The sequence below is a fragment of the Flavobacterium glycines genome, assembly GCF_900100165.1.
Classification (GTDB): Bacteria; Bacteroidota; Bacteroidia; order Flavobacteriales; family Flavobacteriaceae; genus Flavobacterium; species Flavobacterium glycines.
In genome coordinates, this window is sequence record NZ_FNEO01000001.1 from 297,996 (window position 1) to 318,483 (window position 20,488).

General features: G+C 36.5%; 10 protein-coding genes. All 10 read right to left on the bottom strand.

The features are described 5' to 3' along the window. Window positions 1-62 precede the first annotated feature (62 nt). A complete protein-coding gene (locus BLR17_RS01155; RefSeq protein WP_066328378.1) occupies window positions 63-1,697 on the bottom strand; it encodes a glycoside hydrolase family 43 protein in 1,635 nt (544 codons plus the stop codon). A 20-nt stretch (window positions 1,698-1,717) separates the two neighbouring features. Continuing rightward, complete coding sequence (locus tag BLR17_RS01160) at window positions 1,718-2,929, bottom strand: glycoside hydrolase family 88/105 protein (protein WP_066328377.1); 1,212 nt, start codon at window positions 2,927-2,929, stop codon at window positions 1,718-1,720. Between the two features lie 91 nt (window positions 2,930-3,020). Then, window positions 3,021-6,068 (bottom strand): glycoside hydrolase family 2 protein, encoded by a 3,048-nt coding sequence (locus BLR17_RS01165; RefSeq protein ID WP_217635880.1) that lies wholly within the window; start codon window positions 6,066-6,068, stop codon window positions 3,021-3,023. A 10-nt stretch (window positions 6,069-6,078) separates the two neighbouring features. Next, complete coding sequence (locus tag BLR17_RS01170; protein WP_066328376.1) at window positions 6,079-8,547, bottom strand: glycoside hydrolase family 95 protein; 2,469 nt, start codon at window positions 8,545-8,547, stop codon at window positions 6,079-6,081. Window positions 8,548-8,622: 75 nt separating this feature from the next. After that, window positions 8,623-9,324, bottom strand: coding sequence for a hypothetical protein (locus tag BLR17_RS01175; RefSeq protein WP_066328375.1), 702 nt, complete (start codon window positions 9,322-9,324; stop codon window positions 8,623-8,625). Then, a complete protein-coding gene (locus BLR17_RS01185) occupies window positions 9,321-11,930 on the bottom strand; it encodes a rhamnogalacturonan lyase (protein WP_083189414.1) in 2,610 nt (869 codons plus the stop codon). The genes BLR17_RS01175 and BLR17_RS01185 overlap by 4 nt, the downstream gene beginning before the upstream one ends. A 130-nt stretch (window positions 11,931-12,060) precedes the next feature. Continuing rightward, window positions 12,061-13,086 carry a pectinesterase family protein gene (locus BLR17_RS01190; RefSeq protein WP_217635881.1) on the bottom strand — a complete coding sequence of 342 codons (1,026 nt, stop codon included), beginning with the start codon at window positions 13,084-13,086 and terminating at the stop codon, window positions 12,061-12,063. A gap of 329 nt (window positions 13,087-13,415) precedes the next feature. After that, window positions 13,416-15,008: a DUF5123 domain-containing protein gene (locus BLR17_RS01200; RefSeq protein ID WP_066328373.1), complete on the bottom strand. Its 1,593-nt coding sequence runs from the start codon at window positions 15,006-15,008 to the stop codon at window positions 13,416-13,418. 19 nt (window positions 15,009-15,027) lie between these two features. Beyond that, a complete protein-coding gene (locus BLR17_RS01205) occupies window positions 15,028-17,049 on the bottom strand; it encodes a RagB/SusD family nutrient uptake outer membrane protein (protein WP_066328372.1) in 2,022 nt (673 codons plus the stop codon). 11 nt (window positions 17,050-17,060) lie between these two features. Further along, window positions 17,061-20,417, bottom strand: coding sequence for a SusC/RagA family TonB-linked outer membrane protein (locus tag BLR17_RS01210; RefSeq protein ID WP_066328371.1), 3,357 nt, complete (start codon window positions 20,415-20,417; stop codon window positions 17,061-17,063). Window positions 20,418-20,488 lie beyond the last annotated feature (71 nt).

Below are 20,488 nucleotides of genomic sequence, written 5' to 3' on the forward strand. Positions count from 1 at the left end.
CAATAAAAAAGGCTGTTTCATAGTTGAAACAGCCTTTATCGAATTTTAGATTGAATTTTAATTTAGTCTTTTGTTACTCTAAACCAATCCACATTTACGTAACCTGAATTATTTATTTTCCCCTCTCTTAAAGCCACAAATCCCATTTTGGCTCCAATCCACACTCCTTCGGTAGCTTTAAATTCAGTACCCGCTTTCATGAACTTTTTATTATCGTAGCTGTAATAAAACTGACACTTGGCTCCATTTTCAACCTTTACTCTGAAATACAATGAACCGCTGTTTAAATCGGCTATTTCAGTAGTAGTTTCAGCCTTTCCTTTATCGGCTTTATCTCCTATTGCCTGAATTAATTTCAGTTTCCCTTTAATTTGTTTCACCGCAATATAACTATAACTTCTTCCCATGATTAGGAAACCAAATTCTTCATTGTCAAAATTGGGTTTAAAATCAAACTTTGCAGTAGCGGTAAACTCGTTAGACGGGAATTTTTGAGCCAATATATTCGGCACCTGCCATAAACTCACATAATTATCAGGCTTAGCAATACAATTCATTCTGTAATAGCCCATTCCTGTTGATGGATATCCCCAAACTAATTGCTTGTTGGCATGCCATTGCCACTGTAACCCTTGTACAGGTTCATTAAATTCGTCTGAATCCGGAGGGGTTACAATTGGATACTGTGCTCCAACATTTGGTTTTTTATAAGTCGACACAGGTTCGCCAATTCCATTTTTATCATAATCTACCCCCATAACCGGCCAGTTGTCTTTCCAAGACATTGGATTAAGGTGTACCACACGGCCATAAGCGCCCTGATCCTGAAAATGCAGAAACCAATCTTCGCCGGTTACCGTATCTACCCAGGCTCCCTGATGAGGCCCGTTAATATTGGTTTTACCCTGCTCTAAAACTACCTTTTCTTCATAAGGTCCAAATATATTTTTAGAACGCAAAATTAACTGCCAGCCTGTAGCCACACCACCTGCAGGGGCAAACACATAATAATAACCGTTTCTCTTGTATAATTTAGGACCTTCTACCGTTTGATGTTTTTCGTGACCGTCAAACAATAATTTATCATCATCATAAGCTGCTGTGGCGTCTTCGTTCATGGAGCAAATTATCAATACGCTTTTAGACCCCGCTCTACTTCCGGCAAGAGCGTACCCCAAATAAGCCTTTCCGTCCTCATCCCAAAATGGAGCCGGATCAATAATACCTTTATCTGCCTTTACTAAAACAGGCTCACTCCATTTCCCGTGAGGGTCTTTGGTTTTAATCATATAAATCCCGAAATCAGGATCTGGGTAAAAAATATAAAATTCCCCTTTGTAATAACGAATACAAGGTGCCCAAACTCCATTACCATGTTGGATTTTATCATACACCTCAACAGGCGGTTGCTTTGGCAATGCATAATTAACCAATTCCCAATTGACCAAATCATTAGAATGCAAAACAGGCAAACCCGGAATGCAATTAAATGAGGAAGCCGTCATATAATAATCCTTTCCTACCCTGCAAACATCCGGATCAGAATAATCGGCATAAAGAACTGGATTTTTATAACTGCCATTTCCTAAATCAGCCACCCAAACTTCTGAAACAGTATTCTTTATTTTTTGCGCTGTAACTCCGCTGTAACTTAAAACTGCTAGCAATAAAGCTAATGTTAACCTTTTATTTTTCATTAAAACACTACACTATTTAATTAATTATTCATTCCCCATTTAGGATTATTTTCGGCCATTATACAAGTCATAATTAACGGGCCAATTGCTTTACCATCATTAGATCTTACCGCTTCACTGATATAATATTCATAAGTTCCGTTTCTGACCAAATTATCAGCAGGACCTAAACCGGCTCCCGCACAACAGGAGGTAATCTCTAATGTTCCGTTTTTAGCTTCTTTGACAAAATTTTTAAAAATACCTTTATAAGCACTTCTGGCCGGTTTAAGATAAGACGCATCTAAAACTCCTAATTCCATTCCTTTACAAAGCCCATATGCAAACATAATTGAGCCGGTGGACTCCAAATAATTCCCTTCTCTTTTTGGGTAATCCAATACCTGAAACCAAACTCCCGAATCCTTATCCTGAACCCGAATCAAATCCTTGCTTAAATCCTGAAACATTAAGGCTACTTTAGCGTAGTTTTTATGATCATGAGGCAAATATTCCAAAACATCAATCAAAGCCATATACAACCAACCCACTCCTCTGCCCCAGAAATTTTTAGAAAGACCTGTCTCCGGATTAGCCCAATAGACTGATTTACTGGCATCCCAACCGTGGTAATACAAACCTGTCTTTGGGTCTTTCAGATGTTTTTGAGCCAACAATAATTGGTTTGTAATGTCATCAAAAGCACTAGGATCTTTAAAAACAGCAGCATATTGTGCATAAAAAGGCAAGCCCATGTACAAGCCATCTAACCACATCTGATTAGGATATACTTTTTTGTGCCAAAATCCGCCTTCAGCAACTCTTGGCTGTTTTTTAAGTTGGTCACGTAATGTTTCAATGGCTTTTAAGTAACGTTCCTGTTTCGTTTTTTTGTAAAGTGCAAAGAGAATTTTACCTGAATTAATATCATCCAGCCTGAACGTTTCCATATTGTAACCTTTAATAGTTCCCGCAGCATCTATCAAAAGATCCGTATAAGTTTCTTTTACATAATTGGAATACTTATCATTTCGGCTATGCTCCGAAAGTTGTTGCAATGACAGGCAAACCAAACCTTCAACGTAGCCCCATTTTGGTGTTTTCTGAAAATCAGTTGTCCAAACCTGCGGATTGTTTTTAATCACTGATTCCGCTATTAAGGTTGAATAATTTGATTTGGCTTGCTGTTGTGCTGACAGGCACTGTACAAACAATGCAACGGCAACCGAAATGAATACTGTTTTGATTCTCATCTTTCTATTTTTTATTAGCTTTTAAACTCATTCCGTTAATTGAGACGTCGCTTAAAATGAATTGATTCTATATTTTTTACTTAACAAAAGATTACTTTAATAAATTCAACAAAAGTTGTTGTCCTACGATATTGGCTTTGTTTTTAGCCGACACATCAAAAGTTTTCATAGAAGCATTTTCCCCGTCTCCTTCTGCTTTATTAGCTACTGCATTTTCTTTTATGCAACTAAAAATATCCAGTGCGCAAAGAATAATTTTTCCTCTTCCGTGTGGAATTACACTTAAAGCAGAATAAACCTCTTGCTTATGATCAGAAACACAACCAACAATTGTTTCCCCGTTAAACATTCTGAGTCCCAATCTGTTTTTATTATAAGTTGCAAAACATTGGTATTCCCAGTTAAAAACACAGGATTGCGGCAAACCTTCAAACCATTTTGTCTCCTTAACAAAATAATTTCCTCCATACCAGGATGTCCCTAATGTTTTGAAACCTCTGTAATCAGCGGCTTCTTTTTTAGCAAAATAACTCACCCAGGTATCGGTATCATTAACAACCACCACGGTATTTCCGTTATTCACCCATTCCAAAAGGTCAGTAACCAATGGATTCCCCGTTTGCTGCGGTTTAAAACCACCTATAACTAAACAATTCCCGGACGGAGTTCCACTCTTATACTCTTTGAAATTAATTTTTTCAGAATTAAAATAGTTACCAATAACGCCCGTCGTATCAGCAACCATAATGTTGGAAGCTATTTTTTCCTTGTTCAGTTTTACCGCAAATAATTCGTCGCTTCCGCTGGCAATCACGGTATTGTCTTTCGAAACTAATTCAGCCGTAATCTTCGTATAACCTTCAGTTTCGGGTGCAAAAGTGTTTTTCGCAGACAATAATTCGCCATATTTAATTCCACCAGTTACTGTAACAGGAATTGTTTTGGTCCAGACTGTTTGTTGCTTATTGTTTGTTGCTTTAACCTTTAAATCAAATGCTCCTTTGACGTCTTTTTCGTTTACAATGAAAAAATCCACCACCGTCGTATCTTTTACAGATAAAACCTTATTAGTCAATTTTACAGCCACATACAAAGGTTTGTTGTAACGGGCTATCAAATCGGCATCACCCTTTAGATTTCGGTAATTATCAACTATGCCCGAATGATTTTCCAGTTTCATACTTTCCCAGCCATTCACTGCATAACCGTCAATTGTATTATTGATTCGCACATTTTCAATTGTTCGACCCTGATAATAATAAGTCACATTCCCCATTTTTCTGGTCAGACTGTCCACATTAGGAAATGACTTTTCGAAATCATTTTTCTTCAGGAAATTATCGTAAGCATCATACCATTTCAAATAATCGTCGCTTTCCCAGCCAATGTCCTTACCTCTTTTAAGGATTTCGTCTCTAATCAATTGCAATCTTGGCGGTGTTCCAATGGCTCCTTCTTCGCCGTAATACACAATTTCTTCTTTGTTATCTGTGAATTTTGCGTACTTTTTAGGATTGCTGTATAAATTATCATGATACACTCCGGGACCTCCTGCATGATGCTGGTCAAACCAACCGAAATTGTGAAACTGATTACTATACGGTAACAAATGCAATTTAAAACGTGGATCAATTCCTTTTTTTATTGGACCATTACTGGAATTATACGTCATAATTCTGGTTGGATCCAATTTGTGTCCCGCCAACATCTGTACGCTATCTTTCTTTTGAGGCTCCGCTCCTCTTTCATTGTGCATATTGTAAATCACCAATGAAGGATGGCTTCGGTCACGTTTTATCATTCTGAAAAACTTCTCGTCGCGGGCGGCAAAATAAAAATCAGCCTGTTTCTTTTCCAATTCGTTCTTAGGATTGAATTGGTTCGCCGGAAATTGATTCCCTCCCGGCTCCTGAAAATAGAGTAATCCCATTTCATCGGCATAATCCAAAACATTGGTCTGACCAATGGTACGATGAAAATTCAACATATTCAAACCAACAGCTTTGGCATCTGCAATTTGTTTTTTGGCCAGTTCATCACTTGGAGCAATTCCGTTAATCGGCCAAAAACCCCAAGATATGGCCGTTCTTATTACAATACGTTTGTTGTTCAGATAAAACTGTTTGTCTCCATCCACTTCTTTGACTTCAAACCAACGGAAACCAAACTTTTTCTCTACAACATCTTTTACTTCTTTGTCATTTTTAAGCGAAGCTTTCAGCACATATAAATTCGGGTTGTCGATGTCCCAAAGCTTGGCATTATCTACTTTAATTGTAAAAGACTGTGTATTCTCTCCTTTAGTAGCTTCAATTGGGAAACTTTTTTCGAAAACTGATTTGCCTGTTTTTCTTTCAGCAACTTCTAATAAAAAACTTCCTTTAAAAGTTGTTGCAGTATTATTTGTCAATGAAATTTCGGCATCGATTTCATTCAAAATTGGTTTGTTTTTGATGAAAATATCATTCACAAAAATATTCTCCGTTGCTACAAGACTCACCTTTCCGGTAATTCCGCCAAAACCGTGGGTTGGGTTGGTACGATAATTTCCCCACATATAATTGGAGCTGTCTCTCCAATCAAAATTTCCGTTTGGATCGGTAATTCGAACTGCAATCGAATTCGTTTTCCCAACAGTGATAAAATCGGTAACATCAACATCAAAAGGAGTTCCGTTGATTAAATCATAGCCAGCTAACTTTTGGTTTACAAATATTTCTGCCCTGAAACGAACACTTTCAAAATGCAACACAATTCGTTTTCCTTTCATTGACTGTGGCACAGCTACCTGAGTTGAAAACCAGGAAACGCCCAGATAATTACCTGAAACTCCAAAAGAATTTGTATTCCAGCCCCAATAAAATTCTTCCACGGTAGCAGGAAGATGAACCGTTTTACTTTCTCCTTTTTCTAATGCCTGCCAGCCTCCGGATGGAATATTAACAGGCAATTTTTTTATAACAACGGGAGGCGTAAACAAGACATCTTTTTGCCATTGTGCATCAGAATCCAACCAAAGCTTCCAGTCATTATTAGAAATATCCTGCACTAGCCGTTGTTGAGCAAAAGATGCTACGTTGATTAAATTAGCCAGCAAAATTGCCACTACAATTTTCATCTGATAGGGGTTGATTTTCATAAAAATTCAATTATTTTACTTTAAAAACATAGGTTTTTCCTGCTGCTGTATTGAAATCATACAACTTAGTTTCAGGAGATTGATAACCTTTTAAAGCAGCTTTTTCTGAAATTAAAGGATCTTTAATAGTTGTTACGTTGTAGAAAACGTTCGGATTATCTCCTTTGGCTTCCTCCAATTTTACATCACCTACTAACTTCACATCAAACGCCAGACGCAATCTGCAATTTCCTCCTAACGTAGATTTTACAGTCAATTGTTTTACCTTGCCATTTTCCCATTCGATAGCTACTTCAAAACCTCCTCTGGCTTTTAAACCACTAACTTTTCCGCTTTTAAAATCATCAGGCAAAGCAGGAAGCACATAAATAGCGCCATCATAACTTTGCAATAACATCTCGGTAATTCCCGCTGTACATCCAAAATTACCATCAATTTGAAATGGTGGATGCGCATCTAAAAGATTCGGATAAGTTCCTCCCTGCTGACCTTTGGTTTCCATAGGCGCAGGGCTTAACTGGTCTTTTATCAGTTTAAAAGCCCTGTTACCATCTAATAAACGAGCCCACCAGTTTACTTTCCAGCCCATAGACCAGCCTGTAGAAACGTCACCTCTTGATACTAAAGTATTTTTAGCAGCTTCAATCAATTGTGGTGTTCTGAATGGAGAAATTTGTCCTGATGGAAACAATCCGTACAAATGCGAAATGTGTCTGTGATGGTCATTGGGTTTATCCCAATCATGAAGCCATTCCTGCAATTGTGAATATTGTCCTATTTGCATTGGCGGCAATCTTTTTAATGCAACCGCTACCGAATCAGCAAAAGATTTATCGGTTTCTAAAACTTTAGCAGCATTAACGATATTATTGAAAGTATCAAAAACCAATTGATTATCCATTGTAGTCCCGGCGGAAACGCCTACACTTTTCTCATAGGTATTTTCGGGAGACATTGATGGAGCAACCACTAACCATTTGTGTTCAGGCTCTTCCTGAAGTACATCCAGATAAAATTGGGCCGCCCCTTTTAAAACAGGATAATATTCCTTTAAAAATGCTTTATCTCCTGTATATAGATAATGTTGCCACAAATGCTGGGTAAGCCAGGCGCCTCCCATTGGCCAAAGTCCATAAAATCCACCATCAACCACTCCTGTCATGCGCCATAAATCAGTGTTATGGTGCATATTCCAACCTCGGGCGTGATACATTTCTGAAGCACTTTCTTTCCCTGTTATTGCCAAATCTTTCAGCATACTGAATAAAGGCTGGTGCATTTCGCTCAGGTTTGTTATTTCGGCAGGCCAATAATTCATTTCGGTATTAATGTTCACCGTGTATTTACTATCCCATGGCGGCGATAATTTATGATTCCAAATTCCCTGAAGATTCGCTGGCTGATTACCCGGCTGTGAACTTGAAATCAATAAATACCTTCCAAACTGAAAATAAAGCGCTACTAGTTGCGGATCATAAGAAGTTCCAAATTCCTTAATCCTCACATCAGTTGTTTTATTCGACTGAGGTGAATCTCCTAAATACAAAGATACTCTGTTGAAATATTTTTGATAGGCAATAACGTGATCTTGAAAAGATTTGGCGTAAGTTTTCTTAGAAGCTTTGGCTAAAACTGTTGCGTTTTTTTCAGAAGGATTTGCCGATAAATCTTTGTAATTTTTAAAATTAGTCGCTATCGCAATTCGGATAATAACCTCATCAGCATCTTTAACGGTTAACTTATCAGAAGTTACAGTTAGATTTCCTCCTTGTAAAGTACAGGCCGCTTCTCCAATGAATTTCACTTTACCTATTTTATTGTCAACACTTGCTGTTGTCCCTTCAAAAAATAGTTTGTTATCCTTTGTCTTAAAATCATGAATTAGCTGCGGAGTTGTTGCCGATAACGAAAAGTTAATGCTTTTTTTCTTATCGGCAGTTAATTTTACCAAAATAACATCGTCTGCAAAAGAAGCAAACACTTCTCTTTTATATGTTACTCCGTTTGCTTTATAACTCACAGACGAAACTGCTTTTTCTATATCTAAATCTCGTTTATAATCTGTAAAATTTTCATGACCGGGAAATTCAATCCATAAACTTCCAACAGTTTGGTACGGCATTCCGTAATTAAGATTAGCAGGTGCCTGTCTCGGGAAAGTTGTATTGGCTAAATCCTGAGCTTCTTTATTTTTCCCGGCAAAAAGTAATTTTCTAATTTCTTCAATATTTGGATAAACATTTTTAGGCACATTATTCCCCGGTTCACCAGCCCAAACGGTTTCCTCATTCAATTGCAATTCTTCCTTTTGTGGATTACCAAAAACCATAGCGCCTAAACGGCCATTACCCAAAGGCAAAGCCTCGTTCCAATTGGTTGCCGGCGTATCGTATTGCAATTTTAATTTTTGTTGGGCATTTCCCTGAAAAACACTTATAGAAAGCATTAAACAGCCCGCAATAATCTTAATTCGATTCATTTTCTATTCTTTATATTTGATGAAAGTATTTAATTTTCTGATTTTATATATTATCTAAAATTACTTTGTTCAAAATTATTTGTAAGTATAAGTTACTATCGAAGTCGAATAAGACCCTGACTTATCGATAGTATTAATTTTAATTTGATAAGTAGCATTCAATACTGCTGCAAAATCAGCAATTGAAGTAACCGTTTGATTGGTTAAAGACTGAATCACTACATTGTCTTTTTTGATTTCAATATCGTATTTTAAATCCGCTGTTACAGAATCCTCATCTTTACCTACCCATGACAACGAAGCCATACTTGAAGTACTGTTTACACTAAAATTAATCACCGCCGCATAAGGCACATAGTTCCCTATTGGGTTTCCGGGTGTGGTAAAGGAATTAGTAGCACTAGCGTTTATCCCGTCATTATTTTTGGCAGTTACAGTCCAGGAATACGTTTTTCCTTTGTCCAAAACCACTTTGTAAGAAGTAGTGCTGATTTCTTTTTTAAATACTTCAGTCCCAGCCTGAGTTACTGCTAAAACATAAGAAGTGGCATAAGTTGCAGAAGTCCAACTAAAACTAATTTCTGCTTTGGTATTATCGCTGGCAACAACGGTATAGACACTACAGTTTTCACCATTAGCAGGAAGGGACAAATTAGATTTTGCCGGTAAATTCACAACGGGATCTCCATCTGAGTTGCCTCCATCTCTGCCACAGGACACTAAAAGCCCTAAACCAACAAAAAAACATATTGCTTTTATATTTTTTATTGTTCTCATTTCAAAATAACTTTAAATGTTTGTATTTCGGCTCCCTGAGTAATTCTTACCAGATACATTCCTACAGTAAATCCTCTTAGATTGATACTGTTAGTAGTGTTATCTACTTTTTGCTCCAACACTAGTGTTCCACTAGTAGTGTACACTTGAATTAAACCACTGTTTACTCCTTCAACATTTACTACATCACTAGTTGGATTTGGATGTACAACTGCTAAAGAATTCATTTTAAAATTATCTTCAATAATCCCTTGACAATCGCTGTTGGTTTCAATAGTTACCGTGTTTGTAGATTGAAGTAAATTAGCATCAATTTCAATTTTAGCTGTTTCGCTGCTGGCTGTAATGTAGGTATTGCTAACTCCGTTAACCGTTACATTATACTCATTGCTTCCGGAAACTGTATAACTCACCGTTTTGTTAGATTCTTCTCTCTTAGCAGTCAGAGCCGAAATTTCTTTGACAACTACAGTATAACTTTCCTGAAACGAAATGGAAGGAATCGCAACAGTAAGCACGTAAGTTCCTGCTGCAAAATCTGATTTCACCCAACTAGTTGCAGTAGTGATAGTTTGATTATTTAATACCAGGTTAAGTCCGTTTCCTGTAATGGTCAGGTTATACGTATAGCCGTTCAAATCAGTACCAATACTAATTTTTCCATTAGCTTTACCCGGACAAGTAGGAGTTTCAACATATACTTTAAGTTTTGGAGCAGCAGTTGTGGAATGACCTGCAATCGTAATGTTAGGAGCAGGAATATTTGCATCCATATCTACCCCCAAATAATAGCCTGGATGTGGTGGTTGATTATACGCCGAATTTTGCCAGGCAATTGCCACTCTGTACTGAGGATCGTGCATTAATGTATATAATTTATTTGTGGTAGGAATGTTGGTTGTATAAATCCTGATGGAAGTATTGTCATCTTTACGGAATATCACCTCTTCTCTCCAGTCCCCAAAAAGATCCGCGCTCAAACAAGGTGTTGCTTTTGTGGTATTATTCGATGAATAACCTGTAGCCGTAAGCATATTAACCGTTTTGCCATTAATAAAATCCCATTTGTCTATTTTATTTGAATCTAATAATTCACGATTTAAATCCCCATCCCACCAAATAGAGAAATTCTGAGTCGGTTTTTTATTGCTAATTAGGTTTCCTTTACAATCCATTAAATAGTTTACGCTATTTGCAGTGCCAAAACATTCATAACCTTTGTAACGGGGATCAATATCGGCAGCATTACAGCGTCCTACGTCTCCGGTAGCTGGAATTCCCCATAAAGTTGTCCCTGTTTTGGCATCCAGAAATACCAACCCATTCGTTTTATATTTAGCAGGTTCTTCTAAGCACTGCCAAATCTCCATCCCCGGACGATCCGGATCCATATCGCTCATATGCAAAGCATCACCGTGACCTAAAGTATTTGCAAATAACAAAGTCCCATCATCATCAATAGCACTAGAACCGTTTATTATTTCGTCTTTACCATCGCCATCAACATCACCCACGGTCATTTGGTGATTTCCCATACCTGCTGCTCCAGAATTTCCGGAAGTATTGCTGTCAAAAATCCATCGTTGCGAAAGTGTACCGTTTCTCCAGTCCCAAGCCACACGTACCAATCTGGTATAATAACCACGGCCCATTACTAAACTTGGTTTTACTCCGTCAAGATAAGCAACTGCAGCTATAAAACGATCAACTCTATTACCATAGCTGTCTCCCCAGGAAGAAACGGTTCCTCTTGCCGGCAAATAATCTTTGGAAGCCATTGCCTTACCGGTTTCTCCATTAAAAATGGTTAAGAATTCCGGTCCGCTTAGAACATACCCAAAAGATTTACTGGTACTATCATGAATCCTGTAATCAGCGGTTGCATCACCAATAACGACACCAGTTCCATCTATGGTTCCATCCGCTGTCCTACAGGCCATTTCGGCTTTTCCGTCAGAATCCAAATCATACACCATGAATTGAGTGTAATGTGCGCCGGCGCGAATATTTTTCCCCAAATCGATTCTCCAAAGACGGGTTCCGTCCAATCGGTAACAATCTATATATACATTTCCGGTATAACCAGGAAGAGAATTATCTTTTGAATTGGTCGGGTCCCATTTTACAAAAATTTCGTATTGCCCATCACCGTCCACGTCCCCCACACTACAATCATTAACATCGTAGGTGTAAGCAACGTTATCCAACGTGGTTCCTCCGGGAGGAACTTGCATGGGAATATCCAAATATTGATTTGCCCATACAGTAGCTGATTCTGAAACCGGTTCTTCTACTCCGTTAATAATAGCCCGAACTGTATAAGTCCCGTTAGTAGTGGTTGCATGAGTATAATTAGTGGTAGTTGTAAAAGGACTTCCTGCCAGTTTTGTTCCGTCACAATATAAATTGTAGCTTACACCAGTGGATTCGGTTCCCAGCATTCTCCAGCCTACATAAACCTTATTAGCATCGAGGCGCGTGGCAATCAGGCCTCGATTTAGTTTTTCAACATTGCGCTGAGCGATTAGCTGAGCGGTTATTCCAAATAAAAGCAGCACTAAAAAGAATGCTTTTTTGAAAAGAAATGTTTGTATTTTTTGGTTCATAATTGATAAAGTTGGTTGTAATACAGTTTTTAATACATAAAGAATTCGTTGATTAACATTAATTTGAAATTAAAAAAGCATTTAAATTTAATAAATGCTGTTGTCATGAGTGATGAACTCAGTTATACATTTATTTTTTATATAAATCATCAATGATTTTCTTTGGATTCCAATCTTTAAAAATAGCTGCAAGAGTATATTCTTTAGTAAACTGTTCTGATGTTAACAAATGGGACCAACTCACACGTGAGGCTGTGTTTCCTCCTGCTCCTGTAGATTGATATTCGCCATAAAAAGTGGTAGTTTCTGCTTCCGGTTTACTCCAGTTATGCCAGCCTTCCTGTTTAATATGTGCAGCCATTTCGCATTCAATAAAAACTGTTTTAGCATAAGGTCGCCAGGGTCTTCCTAAATAATAGCTGCTATTTTCTGAATTTGTAGTCAATTTGCAATTTAAAAACACCAAGCCATAAGGAGTGTTTTCCAAAGTGCTGGCTGCGGTTAAGTAGGAACCTCCTTTTTTAGCAAAAATTTCGCATTGATCAAAAACAGCCGTTGAGGCACCAAAAATAAAATCAGTTGTCCCTTCGATATAGCAGTTTTTATAATACTGCCTGCTTGTGGCACTACGAGGGTAAAGCGTATCCTGAAAACCCAGAAATTTGCAATTCTCAAAAATAATTTTATCCCCATCAACCCTTACCGCCACTGCCTGTCCAACTGGTCCTGATGCATTTTCGAAGGTGATATTTTTAGCTTTAAAATTATCGGCTGTAACAATAAAACTGGCCGATCCGGATGTTCCTATACCTTCTCCTGAAGCATTTTTCTTCGAAGCATAATCATCATACGTAAGAACGACATTTTCTTTACTTTCTCCAATTAAAGTAATATTGTTTTTATCCTTGATTACTTCCAATTTCTCTTTATAAACGCCATTTTTTATTAAAATTTTAGTCTCCTTTGTCTTAAGAGGCGCAACTGAATTCAATGCTTCCTGTACCGTTTTATAATCAGCTGTACCATCAGCAGCAACAATTATATCATAGGCCTTTACTTTTTCTATTTGGATTTTACCTTTTCTGGAATAACTAGCTGCCTCAACAAAAAAACTATTCGTTAAAAAAACAGAAGCCATCAAAAATTTCGCAATCATTATTTTATTTTTTAATCATTAATATTATTGGTTGAATGAATTTTCACCCTACAAATTATTATTCCTCTTTTTATAAGCTATTTACTAGTTTAACAAATATAAAACTACTTCAATCAAATAATGGTGGTAAAAAACAATTTGAGGGGGGGCATATTACTTTATTTACAGTAATTGGAGCAAAAACAAATAAGTATTGTAGCAGTTTTAGTATTGTTTTAGTTGCAGATAAAATGCAATAATTAATACTAAATATCTCTTATTAATTTTGAATTAATTCAATCTTTAAAAAAAGAGGGGAATTCTGAAAATCCCCCTCCTATAAAAAATATCTAGTTAAACCATCTTTTATCACCGGCAACTCCTGTTCCGGCAAAACCTATTCCTTCCTTAACATGGAAATCCCCATTGGCAGGATTAACAAACAAACCATAAATAGTAGACGGCACAACTGTTATTCCGTTAAACGGTCTAACATCTACAATCATATCGTTAGTTTTATAACTGCCTGTATAAGAAATTGGGATATTGCTATAAGTTCCGTTAGTATCATTAATTTTAGCACCTCCGTTTGGTCCTCCTAAAATAAGATTTTGAATAGAAACTTGTGAAGGCTTTGCATTATCAAATAACCAAAGGTGACTCATTGCCATATTGATATTTACACAAGTAATGTTCTTGAAATTAACTTTAGTAGCGATACGAATATCTCCAAAACGGGTACTTATTTCTGTAAAAGTACAATTGGTCGCATTTATAGAATTAACAATACCTCCAGCTCCAACATTAAACACACCGTAACCTCCTGTATTTGAAATCCATGTATTGTTTACATTAATATCTTTTATAACAGATGCTCCACTAACCCTAACAATAGAATTGATATTAGACACATTACAACCTTCAACAGTAATGTTATTGACTATTTTTGCTCCAAGATCAATGAAGAAATTTCCGGAAGATGTTGTCGACAAATATTGTATGATAATATCTTTTATCTGAGTTTTAACATTAAATCTGGCATTAGTCAAAATAGGTAATTCACCATTTGCTCCTGCAGACCCCGTGAAAGCAATATTATTAACTCCTGTAGGAACCATGATTTCACCTCCAATTGCATAGGTTTTCCCAACTTCAAACTCAACCGTAATATCAGTAGCGCCACCTAATACAAGGTTGCTTAAAACAGTATTAATACTTGTTGCATTATCTGATTCTAAAACCTTATAAACAGAACTATTCGAAATTCCTGTAGTAGTTACATTTAAAGTTCCGCGATTATTAGTTCCATTAAAAATCTTAGCAACATACTTAGTTCCAATACTTAAATTTTCAAAGCTAAGTTCACCAGCTGTTATTTGTTGCTGGTTTAAAGTAACCTCCTTTAGCACCTGCATTTCACTGTTATATAAAACAACTTTGGTTACATTTGGAGTCACTGTCCATTTTAGCTTTACACTATTCGTTGTTGGAAAATAATTAGTGAAAATCTGCTCTGGTGGCGTTTCAAAATAAATCTGGTTATAACCCGATTGCATACCGGATGATTCGTCGATACTTTTCATTCTTACTGAATATTTGGTAGTACCATCTAATCCAGCAAACATTTCACGATATTCCACCTTAGTTGGATTATTAGAATCTGCAAAAGGTTTCAAACTCCCTGCAGAAAGCTCGACCGTTTTTACAATTTCCTTAAATTCTAAACTGTCTTTGCTAAATTCAAAAACATATTTAGTTGCCGAAATGGATTTGGTAAACTTAAGCTCAACGGAAGTAGACTGCAATTTAGACACCTCTAATATTAATGATCTGAAAAGCCTCTCGTGTCCCGGTTCAACTTCCCAATCATTATAATCTTTTTCGCAACTCACCATAAAACAGGAGAGTATTGAAACCACAAAAATTATTATACTGTTTTTCATTTAAATTAAGTTTAAAAGTTTAGTAGCCATAAGAATTCGAAAGGAAACCTTTTGACTCGAATACATCTTCATAATAGATAGCAAAATACTGTCGGTAATTACAGTTTTTATTCCCCATGGTATATTGTGCAAGATTCGCCTGAATCTCACTACCATTTGTCATAGAGCTAAGAAAACCTGAATAATCGTATGCCTTATTAATTCCGGTAGCTGCCAATAATACTTTTGTAGGATTATCTAAATACGTTCTGCTGGTTCCACTGGTTGGTTTTACAATACTCTTTGTAAACCAGGATGCCGACTGATACTCTGCACCTGGGCTAGCTCCCAGATTAGTATAAAAATTGATCGACTTTTGGTCAATATATTCAGCATCTTTAAACTTATAATAAATCGTTTGTGGAAAATCAGAAGGCTGATAGGTTTTGTCAAAAATGGTTACAGGCACTTTATTATCCAACATTAAACAAAGTGTTTTTTTCATTGCTTCAATTTTTTCTGATAACAATCCCCAACGGCACAAATCACCTTTACGAATAGATTCGCAACCAAATTCCCAAGCACGCTCATTAACAATAGCATTGAAAAAATCAGCATCATATTGTTTAATTTTTGGAGAACCAGCACCAAAAGCACGTTCTCTTACTTTTTCTAAGGCCTGACGTGGTGAAATTCCTGCTGTAGTATTTACTACATCCGGACTCGTCAATTTACTCTGAGCTTCGGCAAACATTAAATAAATATCCGAATAGCGCATCAAAATCCAGTTTACCCCTGTAGCAATTCGGGAATTGGCTGTTTTATGTAATGCTAAATAAGAAGGTGACATCCAGTAAATTCGCCATTTTGCAAAACTTACATTTAAAGCATCTGTTTTCATTGTTTCTTTATTGGTACTAGCATAACTTGTCCAGGTTAAAGTAACATCACGACGGCTATCATCACGATCGAAAGAATAAAAATAATACGCCTGAGAAGCCACATAACTTCCTCCGAAACCTCTTGAACCGTATTTTGTATTAGATGCTACTTCATAGCCCATCAGAGAACCAATATCTCCGTTATTTCCTAAACCAAAAGCAACTTCAAAAAGATTCTCGTTGTAGGCATTTTGCTGTAAATTACATACTGTTTTCCAGATATTTTCATAACTAGGATCCAAGGTATGCGGATGTGCCGAACTTCCTAAAATTTCCGCCGTTTGCTGGGCTGCTATTTGATAATAATCTCTCCAATTTTTAACTCTACCCACATAATAACCGTTTTCTTCCTGTATAGTTGGATGATGCTCAACATCAGCATTTGGAAATAAATTACCATCACGCAAAGACCATCCTCCGGCATAAAGTGCAACCTTTGCCAAAAGTCCTTTTGCGAAAGCTTTAGAAATGCGCTCTGAAGTCGAATATTCAGCATTTGATTTTAACCATGGTAAATAATTTACAGCCTCAGTCAAATCTTCTACCAAACCTGCATAGATAGTATCTCTATCTGTTTTTCCCATATAAACATTAGTAAGGTCCGATTTAGATGCTTCTCTCTTAAATGGTACATCGCCCCAGTATTTCACTAATTCAAAATAAGCCATTGCTCTAAGCGTCAAAGCTTCTCCTAATAGCGGTTTCATTTCGGCAGCTCTGGTCTCGAAGATTGGGGATTTTCTAATTCCATCCACAGCTGTAGAAGCTAATTCAGCAAACTCATACAGCGTTTGCCATTTTGTTGTAGTATTATAAGGATCATCATAAAAATTTCCGGCACCCGAATCACTACTGGTCGAATTATAACCTGTAGTAGAAAACCCTGAATTGGTTTCAATATCCGAAACTCCCTGCCAGTTTACCGATAACTTTTGACCGTAAATATAGGTATCTGTCATCTTTCCGTAAATTCCCATAATGGCAGCTTTAGCCATTGATGGTGTTTTAAAAACGGTTTCAGAACTTAATTTAGAAGGCGAAGTTGTTTCCAAAAAATCATCACTACAGGAGAACAATCCCAAAGCAACAATAATGAAAGAATAGTATATTATTTTTTTCATAATCTTATTAATTAAAATGTTACGTTAGCTCCAAATAAAACTGTTCTTGCTTTTGGGTAAGCTGACCAGTCCAATCCTGGTGTTAATGGAGAACTGTTTGTACTTACTTCAGGATCCTGACCTGAATATTTTGTCCAAACTTTTAAATTATTTCCGGTTACATAGCATCGGATTTTTTGAATAAATCTTCCTTTAGCAATACTTTCAGGAAGTGTGTAACCCAATGTTAAATTACCAAGTCTTAAAAAAGAACCGTCTTCAATTGCCCAATCGGTAACTATTGTAGAATTGGATAATGGATGCCATATTTTAGCATTTTGATTAATCTCTTGTAACAACTGCGGATTTGCATCGGCACCAAACATAATATTGTTTCCTGTAGCCGGGTCAATAGTTGTAAAACGATTTTCTAAACTCATAATAGTACTTGCATTATTATAACGCTTAGAACCGCTGAAAGTAGTATTATCAATTTTATTAGCATTGTAAATATCATTACCATACGACCAGTTAAACATGGCCGACAAATCAAATCCTTTATAAGAAGCATTGATTGAAAACCCTCCTGTATGTTTTGGTTGTGCTCTACCAATAACTTTACGGTCTTCATCCGGATTGATAACCGTACCTGTACCACTTAATTTTTTAAGTTTCATATGTCCCGGTCCAAAATAATTCCCTGAAGTTGTGATTACTTTAGAAGCATCAACAACTCCCGGATTCAAAATCCATTTCTTTTGAGTGTTATCATACGTAAAATCATCAAAACTGTAAAAACCATCTGAAACATAGCCATACATTAATCCAACTGGTTCTCCCACTCTGGCTCTGTAATCATCACGACCAACATTAGGCGCCCAATTCGTAGCAGCAATCATTTCACTTGAACCGTCTAAACTTTTTACTATATTTTTATTAAATGCTATATTAAAATTAGCCGACAATTTGAATTGATCTGCATCAATAATATCTCCTGATAAAGCAAACTCCAATCCTTTATTAGAGGTACTGCCTATATTTTGATATTGCGATGTATATCCTGAATTTGATGGTAATGCCACTGCTAAAATTAAATCCTTAGTATCAATTTGATAAGCGTCAATACTCAAATTCAATCTCTGATTAAAAAAACCTAAATCAAGACCTAAGTTTGTTGAAACCGTAGTTTCCCAAGTCAGGTTTTCGTTTTTTAAAGTCGTCGAAGGTTTTAAAGTACTCTGAGCATTATTACCAATATAAATCAACCTGTTAGCCGACGATTCAAATGTATAATCCTGTCGCCAGTAAGATCCCACACGGGCATTCCCTACTTCACCATAACTTAAACGGAACTTAGCATTGGATAACCAGTCTTTGGTTTTTTCCATAAATTTTTCTTCTGATAATTTCCAGGCAAAAGCAGCTCCCGGAAAGAATCCCCATCTGTTTTGAGGAGCAAATACATTCTTACCGTCTAATCTGGAAGTAGCACTAAAAATGTACTTATTCAGTAATGTATAATTGATACGTCCGAAATAAGAAGCCGTTCTACTAGGCTCGTTAATCGTGGTATAAGTTGGTAATGGGGTTCCATAATTCCACATAGCTAATACGTCCTTAGCATTGAAATCACCCGGGAAAAATTTGGATTGTATTAATGTTTCACTCGTGTGTGAATCACGTGCTTCCTGTCCTAATAAAACATTCAATCGATGATTCGAATTACTAAAACTTCCATCGTAACTTATGGTATTTTGCATAGACCAGTCGGCCCCTTTTACATCCTGACGTTTAGCAACTGGCTGGCCTCCATTGGCACTGGCCTCACCTGTATTTTTCAACCAAATATTATCAGTAAAATTTCTATTTACAGCATAACTTCCCTGAGAAACAATAGTAATTCCTTTAAAAGGTTTAAAGGTTATACCACCATTCATTGTAATATTAAGATTGTTTTGCTCTTTATATTCGTTTGAAATATTATAAATAGGATCATTAAGACTACTTAAAGCCTCAGCAGAAGTTATGTTATCACTTGTACCCAAGAGAGCACCCGGATCCAGATAAGTCAAACTTCTAACTGGCGCATATTTAATTCCATCTCTTAATTTACTTCCACTGGAAACACTTGGTCCGGTAATGATTGTATTGGAAAATCTGGAGTTAAAATCCAAACGGAATTTGGAACTAATCTCTTTATTTAATTTAAAACTCAGATAATCTCTTTTATATGAAGAATTTATCATTATATAATCTTCAAAATCATGCGTATAATTAACCTTATATTGTGTTTTTTCATCCCCTCCGGTCAAACCTAAATCCGTATGGGTTTGAAATCCGGTATTACCATATAATTTTTCCTGCCAGTCAAATCCTTTTTTAGATTTGTAAATATCTCGATCACTCCACAAACCGTAAGCAGAATAAAAACTGGTACCTGATACACTTGATCCCGGATCAATCTCTTTTTGAAAATATACATATTCGTAAGGAGATAAAACATCAGTCAGATTATAAGTCTTTTTTAAACCTGTATAAGCATTTGCAGTAATCTCTACTTTTCCTTTTTTTCCTGATTTGGTTGTAATAAGTATTACTCCATTAGCTCCCTGAGAACCATAGATGGCCGCAGATGATGCATCCTTAAGCACATCGAAAGTTTCAATATCGCCAGGAGGAATATCATTAATATTGTTCACCTGAAAGCCATCTACAATAAATAATGGATTATTATCCTGAGTAATGGAACTTCCACCTCTTATACGTACATTAATTCGGGCATCTGGAGCTCCTTCGGTAATTGTTACGTTTACTCCAGCTAATCTACCTGCTATAGCCTGTAAAGCATTGGTAGCCGGAATATCCTTTAAATCCTTCATGTTTACTGAAGCAACAGAACCTGTTAAGTCTTTTCTTTTAGCTGTACCATATCCAATAACAACAACCTCATCCAGTTTACTGGAAGCTTCACGCATGAGTACATTAACTACTTTCTTTCCGGAAACCTCAACCTCCTGAGTTTCCATTCCGATATAAGTAAAGACTAAAACAGCATTTGAAGCAACATCAGGGAGTACAAAATTTCCATCAAAATCTGTTACTGTTCCTTTTTTAGTTCCTTTGATAAGTACTGAAACGCCCGGAATTCCAATTCCTTTACTATCAGCAACCATTCCGGAAACGTTGATTTGTTGGGCTTGAATGAAATTGGAAACAATTCTCTTTTTCTTAAAACTTACTGAGACAGTATTATCATTCAATAAATTTTTAGTTTTTTCATTAGCAAAGAGTGAACATGAAAAAACTACCATCATTAATAAAGCTAAATGCTTTTTTTCGACAAAAGCATTGCCTGAGCCAAAGTTTTTCCTTGACAAATTGTTATTCATAATTTTATTGGTTTAGTTAGTTAATTTTTATTCTTTTTCTTGAACCCGGTTTAATGGCCCAAGTCTTTAAT

Coding starts and splice junctions, on each gene's coding strand:
- BLR17_RS01170 (WP_066328376.1), bottom strand. CDS start 8,547: ATGAATCGAATTAAGATTATTGCGGGCTGTTTAATGCTTTCTATAAGT.
- BLR17_RS01200 (WP_066328373.1), bottom strand. CDS start 15,008: ATGAAAAACAGTATAATAATTTTTGTGGTTTCAATACTCTCCTGTTTT.
- BLR17_RS01205 (WP_066328372.1), bottom strand. CDS start 17,049: ATGAAAAAAATAATATACTATTCTTTCATTATTGTTGCTTTGGGATTG.
- BLR17_RS01210 (WP_066328371.1), bottom strand. CDS start 20,417: ATGAATAACAATTTGTCAAGGAAAAACTTTGGCTCAGGCAATGCTTTT.
- BLR17_RS01155 (WP_066328378.1), bottom strand. CDS start 1,697: ATGAAAAATAAAAGGTTAACATTAGCTTTATTGCTAGCAGTTTTAAGT.
- BLR17_RS01160 (WP_066328377.1), bottom strand. CDS start 2,929: ATGAGAATCAAAACAGTATTCATTTCGGTTGCCGTTGCATTGTTTGTA.
- BLR17_RS01165 (WP_217635880.1), bottom strand. CDS start 6,068: ATGAAAATCAACCCCTATCAGATGAAAATTGTAGTGGCAATTTTGCTG.
- BLR17_RS01185 (WP_083189414.1), bottom strand. CDS start 11,930: ATGAACCAAAAAATACAAACATTTCTTTTCAAAAAAGCATTCTTTTTA.
- BLR17_RS01175 (WP_066328375.1), bottom strand. CDS start 9,324: ATGAGAACAATAAAAAATATAAAAGCAATATGTTTTTTTGTTGGTTTA.
- BLR17_RS01190 (WP_217635881.1), bottom strand. CDS start 13,086: ATGATTGCGAAATTTTTGATGGCTTCTGTTTTTTTAACGAATAGTTTT.